6 protein-coding genes are annotated in these 13,812 nt (G+C 44.2%); 1 reads left to right on the plus strand and 5 read right to left on the minus strand.

All coding sequences use genetic code 11. The features are described 5' to 3' along the window. The first annotated feature begins 85 nt into the window (after positions 1–85). The gene (locus AC1DUD_RS09650) at positions 86–3,307 is read left to right on the plus strand and encodes a CheR family methyltransferase (protein ID WP_477374020.1); all 3,222 of its coding nucleotides are present in this window, start codon (positions 86–88) and stop codon (positions 3,305–3,307) included. A 109-nt stretch (positions 3,308–3,416) separates the two neighbouring features. On the opposite strand, the gene AC1DUD_RS09655 is transcribed toward AC1DUD_RS09650, so the two are convergent. The 5 genes from AC1DUD_RS09655 to AC1DUD_RS09675 all read right to left on the minus strand — a co-directional run bounded on the left by AC1DUD_RS09655 (position 3,417) and on the right by AC1DUD_RS09675 (position 13,802). After that, the gene (locus AC1DUD_RS09655) at positions 3,417–5,804 is read right to left on the minus strand and encodes a phosphoketolase family protein (RefSeq protein ID WP_477374022.1); all 2,388 of its coding nucleotides are present in this window, start codon (positions 5,802–5,804) and stop codon (positions 3,417–3,419) included. A gap of 3 nt (positions 5,805–5,807) precedes the next feature. Then, the gene (locus AC1DUD_RS09660) at positions 5,808–6,995 is read right to left on the minus strand and encodes an acetate/propionate family kinase (protein WP_477374024.1); all 1,188 of its coding nucleotides are present in this window, start codon (positions 6,993–6,995) and stop codon (positions 5,808–5,810) included. Further along, complete coding sequence (locus AC1DUD_RS09665; protein WP_477374026.1) at positions 6,986–7,417, minus strand: hypothetical protein; 432 nt, start codon at positions 7,415–7,417, stop codon at positions 6,986–6,988. Before AC1DUD_RS09665 ends, AC1DUD_RS09660 begins: the two co-directional genes overlap by 10 nt. A gap of 885 nt (positions 7,418–8,302) precedes the next feature. After that, positions 8,303–10,720 carry an ABC transporter permease gene (locus AC1DUD_RS09670; protein ID WP_477374028.1) on the minus strand — a complete coding sequence of 806 codons (2,418 nt, stop codon included), beginning with the start codon at positions 10,718–10,720 and terminating at the stop codon, positions 8,303–8,305. 694 nt (positions 10,721–11,414) lie between these two features. Continuing rightward, positions 11,415–13,802 (minus strand): ABC transporter permease, encoded by a 2,388-nt coding sequence (locus AC1DUD_RS09675; protein WP_477374031.1) that lies wholly within the window; start codon positions 13,800–13,802, stop codon positions 11,415–11,417. Positions 13,803–13,812 lie beyond the last annotated feature (10 nt).

The raw sequence follows: 13,812 nt of genomic DNA on the forward strand, positions 1-13,812 counted from the left end.
ATTAAAAATATAATTGATAAATATATGTTACATTTGATATAGCACCCATCCCTCATTTCCTCCCACTTTTATTAAAAAACAGGTTATGGCTAAAGTCAGCGACAAACAATACATTATAGCCATAGGAGCCTCGGCCGGTGGGCTTGAAGCCATAGCAGCTTTTTTTGATTACACGCCCCTTGACGCGGTTTCATATATACTGATCCAGCATCTTGCTCCGGGCTTTAAAAGCCAGATGGCACAAATACTTGCACCGCACAGCAAATTGCAAATAGTTGATGTTACCGACGATATTGACGTCGACACTAACAAAATATACCTCATCCCCAGTTCAAAATTCATGACAATTGAAGATGGGCGGCTGATTTTATCTGATAAAAAAGATAAACAACGCCCTCACATGACAATTGATCATTTTTTTATGTCACTGGCCCGGGAGCGGGGCAACAAGGCTATTGGTATTATATTATCGGGCACCGGCAACGATGGGGCAAAAGGCTGCGAAGCTATTAAAAGTGCCGGAGGCCTGGTGATTGTTCAGGACCCCGCTACGGCAAATTTTACGGAGATGCCACTTGCAAGTATAGCAACCGGCGTTGACATTGTTATTTCGCCGGAGGCTATGCCACAGCTTATTGAGGATTATGTGAAAGACGGCATTTTTGATATGCTGCTTGATGATAAAAGTGAAAATATAACAGAAGATAAACTGCTGGCTATTTTAAACCTTATTAAAGGGAACCTGCCCGTTGATTTTACCGATTATAAGCGCCCTACTATTTTACGCCGCATCAAAAGGCGCATGATCCAATATAACTTTAGCCGGGTTGATAAATATTACCAGTTTTTGCTAAACAACCCTGTTGAAATAGAGCAGCTGGCCACCGATTTTTTAATAGGCGTTACCTCATTTTTCAGGGATATTGATGCCTACACAATTATTCAAAAAACAGTTATACCCGATTTGGTTAATGAGGCTAAAAACAATGTGCTAAAAATATGGGTGGCAGGCTGTGCCACCGGCGAGGAAGCGTACTCGCTGGCTATCCTGGTTAAAGAGTATTTGCTTAAAGTAAATTTAACGCTGGAGGTGAAAATATTTGCAACCGATATTAACCGCGCGGCTTTAGATATTGCATCGAAAGGGGTGTATTCCGAATCGGTAGAAAAGGATGTATCGGATGAAAGATTGCAGAACTTTTTTAACAGGGAAGGAAACACTTACAAAATCAAACACGACATCAGGAAGATGCTCATTTTTGCCCAGCATGATTTGGTTAAAAACCCGCCTTATTGTAACGTTGACCTTATAAGCTGCCGAAACCTGCTCATTTACATGAATGTTTTTTTACAAAAGAAGATATTTACCATGATGCATTTCGGCCTTAAAAAAGGCGGATACCTTTTTCTGGGCCCAAGCGAGAACGCTGCCATCTTAAAGGAAGATTTTACTGAGATCAGCAACAAATGGAATATTTTAAAGAGCAATAAAAATAGCCGCGGCATCAAATTCGACTCCTTTTCATCCCCTGTACTTGAAGAGCTGAAAACAACCACTATGGAAGTAAGCAAAAAATCATCCATCAGCTCATCGCCCATCGCGCTGGCTGATCTTATCAATGTTGCAATCGTAGAAGAATCAGGCCTATGCGGTGTATGCACAGATCAAAATTTAAGGGTTTTTCAGGCTTTTGGCGATACCTCTTTTTATCTTCAGAACAAGAACTTCAATTTCAATCTTAACGAATTGCTGCCCCAAACCCTGGCAATATCCTTTAGGGCAGCGGCATTTAAAGCGCTGAAGCAAAATGAAAAACTGGTGTTAAATGATTTGCTTTTTGAAGGGAAGGCCAACGAAAAAAGCCGCATGGTTGATGTTATATTTAAACCTATCGTTAAAGACAGATCTGAAGCCCCATTTTTGCTAATCCTGTTTATGGATAATAACAGTACCCCAACGGCGCAGGCCCCGATCAGAGAAACAAATATTGACCAGCTTACCAAAGATCATCTTTTAGATCTGGAGCGGGAACTTGCCGAAACCCGGCATAAGTTAACTGTTGCTTACGAGCGCATAGAGTCTTCGAACGAAAATATGCAATCGTTCAACGAAGAATTACAATCGGCAAATGAAGAGATGCAATCGGCAAATGAAGAGATGCAGAGCACCAATGAAGAGCTGCAATCTGTAAATGAAGAATTGCAAACCGTAAATAAAGAATACCAGGTAACCAATACCGAACTTACCGAATCAAATGATGATCTGAATAACTATTTCCGCAGTAATATGAACGGGCAATTATTTGTTGATAAACAATTATTGCTAAAAAAATATTCGCCGGGTACAGTTAAACACATTAACATCCGCGAAAGCGATATTGGCAGGCCATTAAGTAATATTACCACAAATATTAAACTCACAACGCTGATAGAAGACATCCGTGAGGTGATAATTACCGGCGAAACCATCACCCGGGAGGCAGAATCATCAGACGGGCGGGTGTACCAGGTAATGACCATGCCCTACGTAAGGCAAAACAGCCAGGAAACCGATGGGGCTATAGTGAGCTTTTATGATATCACCGAACTGAAACAGATACTGCATGAACTGGATATCAGTAATAAAAGGCTGTTAAGGATTAATGCCGATCTTAACAATTTCGTATACAGCGCTTCACATGACCTGAACGCGCCAATAGTGAACATTGAAATGGTGCTGGATACGCTCAACACCAAAATTGACATGGAAGACCCCGATATAATTGAGCTTTCAGAACTGATGAACTCCTGTATCATCACATTTAAAGCTGTGATAGCCGATTTGGCCAAAATAGGCCTGATGGAATCAGAACTGCTGGAACCCGAAGCGCCAGAAAACCTGGCTGATATTTTCAGGGAGACTACAGAAATTATATCCGAGCGTATCAAATCAACCAATGCTACCTTTATAGTTAATTTTGAACAGCCCTGGATCCGCTTTCCGAAAAAGTATTTAAGAAGTATCCTGCTTAACCTGATAACCAACGCTATTAAATTTCATCATGACGAACGCGCACCTGTAATTACAATCAAAAGCAGGCTGGATGAAAAATTTGTAGTACTAACCGTTGAGGATAACGGTATAGGCATTGAGCAGGGGCGCATTGATTTTATATTCAGGATGTACCGCCGCATTAATAAGGATATTGAGGGCCAGGGAATAGGGCTTTACCTGATAAAAAAGATCGTTGATGCTACGGGTGGTAAAATTGAGGTTGAAAGCGAACCCGGAAAAGGGAGCAAATTCAGCATCTTTTTTACAGTATGATATTGATGGTTTCGGGCTTGTGCTTGTTCACGTAATCGCATTTCAGGGTAATTTTTAATATAAAAATAAAGATCTGAATGTTTTCAGATCTTTATTTTTTATTAATCTTCTAATTTGCCCACACCCAGTTCCTGATCTCCGGCATATCCTCACCATGGGCATTAATGTATTGTTTATGCTCAACTAACTTATCCTGTAGTTTTTGTTTCAGGTAAGTGCCTTTACTACCGGTTTGTGGCAGCCGGTCAATTACATCGATAACCAGGTGAAACCTGTCCATTTCATTCAAAACAGTCATATCAAAGGAAGTTGTTATGGTTCCTTCTTCTTTATAACCCCGCACATGGATATTGGGGTTGTTGGTACGGTTGTAAGTTAAACGGTGAATCAACCAGGGGTAACCATGAAAGGCGAAAATAACCGGCTTGCCCGTGGTAAAAAGCTCATCAAAATCATGATCGTTTAAGCCGTGCGGATGCTCTGATTGCCTTTCCAGTTTTAAAAGGTCAACTACATTTACTACCCTTATCTTTATTTCGGGCAAATGTTCTTTTAGTATGGATACTGCGGCCAGCGTCTCCAATGTAGGCACATCGCCGCTACAGGCCATCACAACATCGGGATCACACTGCTGGTCATTACTGGCCCAGTCCCAGATACCTATACCCCGCGTGCAATGTTCAACCGCCTCATCCATATCAAGCCACTGTGGCGAAGGGTGCTTGCCCGCGATGATCACGTTTACATAATGATAACTGCGGAGGCAATGATCCATAACAGAAAGCAGGCAATTGGCATCGGGCGGAAGATACACTCTTACAATCTCTGATTTTTTATTGATTACATGATCAATAAAGCCAGGGTCCTGGTGGGTAAAACCGTTATGGTCCTGGCGCCACACTGTTGAGGTAAGCAGAATGTTCAATGATGCTATTTTTGTTCTCCATGGGATTTCCCGCGTCGTTTTCAACCATTTGGCATGTTGGTTAAACATCGAATCTACAATGTGGATAAATGCCTCGTAACAGTTGAAAACGCCATGCCTGCCAGTAAGCAGGTAACCTTCCAGCCAGCCTTCGCATTGATGCTCGCTTAGCATTTCCATGACACGGCCTGTCGGGGCAAGGTATTCATCATTATCCTTTATTTCGGTATTCCATTGCCTGTTGGTAATTTCAAAAACGGCCTCCAACCTATTGGATACGGTTTCATCCGGGCCGAAGATCCGGAAATTAGCGGGGTTCTGTTTAATAACATCGCGCAGAAAACGCCCGGCTACATGAACATCGCCTTCGCCTTTTACCCCTGGTTCAGGAACAGCCACCGCATAAGTCATAAATCCCGGCATCCGTAGGGGTTTCAGCAATAAACCACCGTTGGCATGAGGATTGGAGCCCATCCGGCTGTCGCATTTGGGGGCCAGATCAGCCAGTTCCGGCATCAATCTGCCATTTAAATCAAACAGTTCTTCGGGTTTATAGCTCTTCATCCAGTTTTCCAACATTTGAAGATGACTTTCAGGATCTGCCGCGGAAACCGACAACGGGATCTGGTGCGACCTGAATGTACCTTCTATCTTATACCCGTCAACTTCCTGCGGCCCAGTCCACCCTTTTGGCGATCTTAGTATGATCATGGGCCATTTAGAGTGTACACTGTTTGGATGTTCATAAGCGTTATATTTTATCTGTTTAAGCAGGTGCATGGCTTGCTCCAGAGCTGCCGCCATGGCCTGGTGCATTAGCTCCGGTTCCGAGCCTTCCACAAAAATGGGCACATAACCATATCCCCGAAACAGCTGTTCAAGCTCTTCGCCCGAAATCCGGGCTAAAATTGTCGGGTTGGAGATTTTGTACCCGTTAAGGTGCAGGATAGGCAAAACAGCACCATCTGCCAGTGGGTTCAGAAATTTATTGGAATGCCAGGCAGTAGCCAAAGGCCCGGTTTCGGCCTCGCCATCACCTACCACGCAGGCAACTATCAGATCAGGATTATCCAATACCGCCCCAAAAGCATGGCTGAGTGAATACCCGAGTTCTCCACCCTCATGTATAGAACCGGGCGTTTGAGGTGATGCATGACTGGAGATGCCACCCGGATATGAAAATTGCGTAAAAAGCTTCTTCATACCCTCTTCGTCCTGTGTAATTTCCGGATAAACCTCACTGTAGGTTCCTTCCAGGTATGTCCCGGCAACCACAGCCGGACCACCGTGCCCGGGACCGGAAATATACAGCATGTTCAAGTCATACTTTTTGATAATATTGTTGAGATGCGTATAAATAAAATTTTGCCCGGGTGTTGTGCCCCAATGCCCCAGCAGCATGTTTTTAATATGCGTTAATTTCAACGGCTCTTTTAACAGGGGGTTGCCTCGAAGGTAAAGCTGACCAACCGAAAGGTAATTAGCTGCGCGCCAATAGGCGTTAATTTTATTTAACATCTCCGCAGTAAGCGGTGTTTGCTCTTCTATGATGATATCTTCGGTAACATTCATGTCTTATGATTCTAATAGTTGTTTATGAATAAGCATTTTGCTTACGATCTGTGCTATCATTAATTCTTCGTTGGTGGGCAGAACCCTTACCATAACCCTGCTTTCGTTTACAGAGATCAGGGACGCATTTTCATAATTTTGAGAGGCATCGAGGCTTATGCCCAAAAATTCAAGACCCTCACAAATTCTCGTTCTTATTTCGGGTGAATTTTCGCCTATACCACCTGAAAACACAAGGATATCTACACCGCCTAAAACAGCGGCATAAGCACCAATCCATTTTTTTACCTGGTAACAAAATAATGCTACAGCCTCTGCCGAGCGGATATCTGTATGTTGCTGCTTAAGCAGGTCGTTCATGTCACCGGTAGTCTGAGAAATGCCCAGCATTCCCGATTCGTGATTAATAAGGTGATTGAACTTTTCGGCCGAGAGATTTTCGGTTTGGATCATGAGCCAGGCTACTCCGGGATCGAGGTCGCCCGAGCGGGTACCCATTGGCACGCCGCCCGCCGGGGTGAAACCCATACTGGTATCCATACTTTTTCCATCATAAACAGCAGTAACACTGGCGCCATTACCCAGGTGCGCAAGGATTATACGAACCATAAGCGCCTGTTTACCAACCTGGCTTTCCAGCTCCTGCATTAAATAGCTGTATGACAGACCATGAAATCCGTAACGACGGATGCCACGCTGATCAAAACGGCGTGGTATGGGCAGGAGTTGGGCTACCCGTGGCATGCCTGCGTGAAAATCAGTGTCAAAGCAAGCGTATTGTGATATCCGCGGGTGATATTTTTGGAATGCTTCTATCAGTGCGATCTCAACGGGTAAGTGATCAGGGTCATAAGGAATAATAAGCTTTAGTTCATTTAGCAGTTCCATACTGATTATGGCAGGTTTGGTATGCGCCATACCCTGTACTACACGGTGCCCTATTGCATTTATTTCGTTGAAATTGATCTGTTTTTCAAGCCAGCTTACCAGGAAAGTGACTGCCGAAACGTAATCCGTTGATTTTGATTCGGTATCAGCACTGTGATTTGTTTTAAAATTGGTATAGCTAAGCCTTGAACCGTGCAATCCAATCCTGCTTATTTGGCCGCCAAATGTTTTTTCGGGGTTGGCCTCCTCTTCGTATAGCCCGAATTTGATGCTGGACGAACCGGCGTTGATAGTTAAAACCATAAAGGCACATATTGGGGTATAATAATTTCACCCTCACCTCTTTCAGTTCTTTTCTCATTTTCTATCATATCATACACCAGGTTAATATGCAGATCTTCATAATGGTCGCGACGGTACTGTAGTAATGTTTCTTCCCCGGCGGCTCCCTCATCTATAAGCTTATCAATATAATTGAGCGCACCTGCCTTGGCCATTTCCATTGCTTTAGAACGGGTAGTGTATCCATAAAATAATGGACCGTTAACAGGCAGAGCATATGTCATACCGGCAATAGTGCCAAGTACTTCTGTTGTATCGCCGATGAGCCAGTTCTCCTTTACAGGCCTGAATTTTAATCTCCTGAAATCATTTGTAGAAATTTCTGTTACTACGGTATCATTTTTAAACACACGAAAATAGCGGGCATAGTTGTTCTTTACCATTTTAATAATCTTGAATAATGTGGAAACGAAATTATTACCGAAGCAGAGAGTGGCAATAAATTAGCGGTAACGAAAAGATAGATAAAATCACTGTTTAACTTAATGACTATCTTTAATGCAAACAAGGCTTGTTGGTTTATGCCCTGCTTTAAGTATTGTATATTTAAGCAACCGCTTGAATCACAATTTGTTTTAGCTAATACCGATTAAATAAAAGATAAAGAAGTTGTTGGTACTTCACTATTCCTTGGTATAAAATTTATGCTTGCAATTTGCGCAGAGATATCGTTTTACAGGCATCCACCAAAAAACTAATCTCACCAGCCTTTCCTTTGGGATTATTTTAGTTGATATACTCCTGCACCCGGGACAGATGGTATTTCTTTTATGGATTTTTGCAACATCGGCGGGCATTTCTTATGGGATTGAAAAGTAAATGAAGATGATATCATGATAACCAAATTCGCATGTAAAGCAATCGTGAGTTAAGTAAAGTGCAGGTTATAACATCTTTTAAGCCAATGGATTACCACCAAACCACATAATCTATAAATGGGTTTAATATTAAGCAGGTAAATTGCAGGGCTTTGGATTGATAGTAGTGCATGAATAACACCTAATATGAGCTAAATGTTTGAGGGGAAGGATAATGACACATCCGGAGGGGTATCGATGGGATAACACCGTAGCGAGCTAACAGCCAAACGCAAATATTTAATGAGCAATAAACTTGGCTATTGCACGCTTAGCAATAACACATGAACCATTTCAAGGTAGCATCCACGCTTACTATACTTACAAAACAATACCGGGAGCATGGACGCTCCCGGTATTGTTTTTGCTCAAGCAACACTTGAGCATGCAGGTTTTATATATTTAACTTGCCTACTCCGTTTTCAAACTCTTCACCGGGTTCATCAATGCTGCTTTTACACTTAAAAACGATACCGTTGCAAAAGCAATTAACATCACCAATAAAAACGGTATAACAAACAGGAAAGGATTAATATCCATCCTGAAGGCATACGTTTGCAGCCATTTACTGATAGCATACCAGCCTATCGGTGCCGAGATCACGAACGACACTACCACCAGCAGGGCGAAATCTTTATACAACAACCTTAAAATACTATTTACCGAAGCGCCCAGCACCTTACGGATCCCGATCTCTTTAGTGCGCTGTACAATGGTGTACGATACCAGGCCAAATAAGCCCAGGCAGGCCACAAAAATGGCGATGCCGGTAAATACACCAAACACCTGCCCAAAACGCTGATCGGTTTTGTATTGCTTGTTAAAAAATTGGTCTAAAAAGAAATAGTCAAACTGGTCGCCGGGGAAGAAGGCGGCCCAGGTTTTCTTCAAATCGGCAATGGTTTGGGGCATATTGGTGGTGCTTACCTTTATTGATACTTGCCCCCGCACGTCGGGGATACAACGGAAGATGATGGCATCATAAGCATCATGCAGGGATTGCTGGTGGAAGTTATCGGCAACGCCTACTATGGTATAAACCTGTCCCCAAAAATCAATGCGTTTGCCCAGGGCATCAGCAGGTTTGCTAAAGCCCAATTGCTCAACACCCTTTTTGCTAAACACTACGCTGTGCGGTTCATCGCCAAACTCTTTAGAGAACTTACGACCTGCTACCAGTTTAATATCGTAAGCGTTCAGGTAATCATAATCGGCACCAATGATCCGGTATTGCTTCCCTGTGCTTTGATCGGAGCCTACCAGCTTAATACCGCCGGCATTCCATTGCACGGGTTCGCCGGGGATAGAGGTTGATACCGTTACACTTCTAACGGCAGATTGCGCCAGGCATTCGTGCTTAAAGGAGCTCATGCTGCGGTAAAACGAATCTACCTTAATCAGCGGCGCTTTGATCACCAGGGTTTGATCTATTTTAACCCCTAACTTTTGGCTTTGCATATATTTAAGCTGCCTGAATACGGTAAGCGATCCTATCAGCAAAAATATCGAGGCAGCAAACTGGAACACCACCATTGCCTTACGCAATATCACTCCCCGCGGGGATGCCAGGATCTTACCTTTCATCACTTCAACCGGCCTGAAGGCCGATAGCACAATAGCCGGGTAAAAACCGCTGAAGAACGAGCCTAACACAAAGATCCCTAAAACAGCCAGCCAGAAAGCTGCTTTGGTAAACAAGGTGAAACCCATTTGTATGCCCGAGATATTGGCAAATGCAGGCAGGCAGGCCATAATGATGAGCAGTGCAAGCCCGATAGCCATAGCGTTAAGCATCATGGCCTCTAACATAAACTGGGTAATTAGCTGCCCCTTTGCCGAACCAAGGGTTTTACGTACCCCAACTTCTTTAGCCCTGCCAATACCGCGGGCAGTTGCCAGGTTGATATAATTGATCCAGGCAATGATGATCACAAAAATGGCAATGCCCAAAAGCAGGTATACCGATTTGCCATCGCCATTGGGCTGAAATTCCAGCATGCGGTTGGAGTACAGGTGGATGTCGTTTACGGGCTGCAGGGTGTAAACGCCCCCTTCGCCCGAGCCGGGGTACTTGTCATAAGCCTTTTTCACTATCGGAATAAACTTGCCCTCCAACTTACGCGGATCAACGCCCGGTTTTAGCAACAGGTAAGTGGTGCAGCCGTCGTTGAGCCAGGCATTATCAATATTGAAATCTTTATTAGGCGGATTTTCTTTAAGCAGTGTAACATACGATTGCATGATATCAAAATTCATGTGCGTATTGGCAGGCATATTATTCATTACGCCTGTAATTTTTAGCGGCTTATCTGTATTGACATACAAGGTTTGCCCAACCGGATTTACACCGGGAAAAAGTTTATCGGCTATTTGCCGGGTAATTACCGCGGTGTTGGGTTCTTTAAGCGCCGTGTTGGGGTCGCCATTTATCAGCGGGAAAGTAAACGTTTTGAAAAAAGCCTCGCTTACATAATATACGTTCTGGATCACCATTTTCTGCTCTTTGTAGGTAGCAATGGTTTGGCCGGCACCTAAAATTTTCACATATTCCTCAATTTCGGGAAGCTCGGTTTTAAAGGCCGAACCCGGCGCAAACGCTCCCCCTGCCCATTGGGTGCTTAACTTACCGTTGTTATACCTATCCTGATTGATGCGGAAAACCCGGTCTTTATTGGTGTGGAAATCATCGTAGCTCAGTTCAAAACTAACGTATTGTAAAATGAGCAGGCAAGCAGCCATGCCAATTGCCAACCCTACTATATTGATAGCGGAGAAAGCTTTGTTTTTAGAGAGGTTTCTAAAAGCAACCAGCAGGTAATTTTTAAGCATAATTGTACGGTTTATACCTGATAATTAGCCAATTACGAGCCATACTTATAAATAATTGATAGTCAATAAATTATACAAAACCACCATCTACGAAAGTGTTCGTTTTCGCACAGTGATTGTGCGGTTATGGGAGAAAGGTTAAAGGTGAAAGGTAATCTTCCCTGGCGCAAATATTGTGTGGTTGGTGGTGCGGGGCTTACTTGTGCCCCTCTACATTAGAAATGCATTACTGTTCGCTGTCCAGGCAATTAAAAAAGGGTTGGGCACAGGGAGACGGACGGGCGACTGTTAAAAACCCGTCATTGCGAGTACGAAGCGATCGCGAACTGTACAGGGTGCACTTGAATAGCCTTTCACAAACACGTCATTGCGAGGTACGAAGCAATCGCGAACTACACACGGCGCACTTGAATAGCCGCTCACAAACCCGTCATTGCGAGGTACGAAGCAATCGCGAACTGTACAGGGCGAATATGAATAGCCTTTCACAAACCCGTCATTGCGAGGCACGAAGCAATCGCGAACTGTACAGGGTGAATATGCAAGGCCCCTCTGCTCATTGGGGATTGCTTCGTGCCTCGCAATGACGGGTGGAGAGAGCATAGCCTCCCACCCGTTTCAGTGGTTGCCAGTGCGGGAGCTACTTGTACCATCTACGTATCATCCTGAAAATAAAGCCTTTAGCCTCCAAAACCTACTCGCCCGAACGTAAACTCTTTACCGGGTTTGCAAGCGCGGCTTTAATGCTTTGGTAACTAACTGTCAATAAGGTAAGTGCAAACGCCCCTGCGGCTGTTTCTACAAATAACCAAACAGAAAGATCAATATGGTAACTGTAATGCTGTAGCCAGCCGTGCATAATAAAGCCTGCAACCGGGGCTGCGATGAGCACAGATACAATGATAAGCACCACAAAATCGCGGCATAGGAGCAACCAGAGGTTAAGCACCGAAGCACCGAGTACCTTACGCACCCCTATCTCTTTGGTACGCTGCTCGGCCATAAATACGGCCATACCAAACAACCCGAGGCAGCTGATCAGGATAGCCAAACCGGTAAACAGGCTGGACAGGGAACCTACTTTTTTCTCGGCATCAAACTTCTTCTGGTATTCCAGGTCGGCAAATTTAAAGTCGAAAGGCTCCTCCGGAACGTAGTTTTTCCATATGGTGGCAACGCTGTTAAGGGCTGCCTGCAGGTTTTGTTTAGGGTTAAGGCGGATATTAAGGAAGTTACCTGCATCTTTATTGATAAAAAAGATACTTTGCTTAACCGGTTCATAAGGCGACTGCATCACCATGTTTTTTATCACGCCAACCACATGGTATTTTCTCCCCCACCAATCGATAGTTTGCCCTACCGGATCTTTCAGGTTCATGTAATGAACAGCAGCCTCATTAAGGATAATAGCCGAAGAATCTGACGGAAACGCAGATGAAAAACCCCTGCCTTCAATCAATTTCCAGTCAACCGTTTTTCCGTATGGCATGCTGGCGCCAACCATTGCAAATTCATCGTTCATGCTCGGGTTCTTACCGGTCCATTTTAACCCGCCTACGGTATTGTAAATGCCAGTGGTAGGGCTGCCTGATTCGGCAACATCTACAACTGCACCGCTGTTCAGCAAATCATTCCGGAAAGACTGAAAATGGTTGTGGATAGCGGCCGAGTACATCTCCATCGAAATCAATCCCTCCCGGTTATAGCCTACCTCCCGGCTTTGTGAGTAACGCACCTGCCGAAAAATAACCAGTGTACCGATGATCAATATAATAGATACACAAAACTGCACTACAACCAGTACCTGCCGCGGCAATGCGGCCATTTTACCCGCCCTAAATGTACCTTTCAATACCATTACCGGCTGAAAACCTGAAAGGTATAAAGCAGGGTAACTTCCGGCTAAAATACCCGTAAGTAAAGTAAAAACAAGCCCGGCACCCCAAAACATTGGGCTGTGCCATAAAATAATGAGCGATTTATCGGCAACCTGGTTAAAATAAGGTAAGGCAAATTCAACTATCACCAGCGAAAGCACAAAAGACAGCAAAGCCAGCAAAATAGATTCGGTATAGAACTGAATGATCAACTGCCCGCGCAATGAACCTACTGCTTTCCTTACGCCAACCTCCCGGGCCCGCTTTTCGCTGCGTGCAGTACTCAGGTTCATAAAGTTGATACAGGCCAAAAGCAGCACAAATACGCCAATAACACCAAAAAGCCATACATAGGCAACAGCCCCGCCGGTGTTAATCCCATTCTTAAATTCGGCATATAAGTGCCATTTGCTCATGGGGTGCAGCAGGATCACCGGTTTAAGTTTAGCACTTTCCGCATCCACATTTCTTAGCTTAACCTCTTTGATCTGTGCCGATACCTGGTTCAGATCCACACCATCCTTCAGCTGTACAAAAAGATCATAGGAATTGTTACCCCAGTCCCCGGCTGACTTCATAAGGTTCGGATCGGCAATTTTGTATAAATCCCAGGCGGCCATAAAAGCCAGGTTGCTGAAAGTTGTGTTGGCGGGCAAATCACGGTAAACACCGCCAACCTTAACGGTCATTTTGTTATCCAGTTTCAATATCCTGCCGGTTGCATCGGTGTTTCCGAAAAGCGCCTTTGCACTTGTTTCCGTCAGCAAAACAGAAGAAGGATCTTTTAATCCAGCCCGCGTTCCGCTGATCATGTGCAGTGTAAGCATATCGGGCATTTGTGCCTGTATATAACTCCCGGTCATGGTAAGATGCTTATCGCCCACACTGAGGATATGCTGCCATACCCCGGAAGCCTGAACTACGTATTTAAAATTGTTGCCATAAGTTGTGCTTAAAGCATTGGTTAAAGGCAGGGGCACCATATCTGAAGTGCTTGTTTCCCCATTATTTGCACGACTTTGCATCACCTGCGCAATCCGGTCATAATTTTGATGGTACCGGTTAAACGATAATTCATCGTTGATCCACAGGCCAATAATGAGCGCAACGGCCATGCCGAGGCTTAATCCGCCAATATTGATAAAGGCGGTTGATTGGTTGCGCAGCAAATTGCGCCAGGCAGTTTTCAGATAATTACGAAACATGGATATGCTT

It is taken from the genome of Mucilaginibacter sp. P4_A11 (genome assembly GCF_056402535.1).

Coding starts and splice junctions, on each gene's coding strand:
- AC1DUD_RS09650 (WP_477374020.1), top strand. CDS start 86: ATGGCTAAAGTCAGCGACAAACAATACATTATAGCCATAGGAGCCTCG.
- AC1DUD_RS09655 (WP_477374022.1), bottom strand. CDS start 5,804: ATGAATGTTACCGAAGATATCATCATAGAAGAGCAAACACCGCTTACT.
- AC1DUD_RS09660 (WP_477374024.1), bottom strand. CDS start 6,995: ATGGTTTTAACTATCAACGCCGGTTCGTCCAGCATCAAATTCGGGCTA.
- AC1DUD_RS09670 (WP_477374028.1), bottom strand. CDS start 10,720: ATGCTTAAAAATTACCTGCTGGTTGCTTTTAGAAACCTCTCTAAAAAC.
- AC1DUD_RS09675 (WP_477374031.1), bottom strand. CDS start 13,802: ATGTTTCGTAATTATCTGAAAACTGCCTGGCGCAATTTGCTGCGCAAC.
- AC1DUD_RS09665 (WP_477374026.1), bottom strand. CDS start 7,417: ATGGTAAAGAACAACTATGCCCGCTATTTTCGTGTGTTTAAAAATGAT.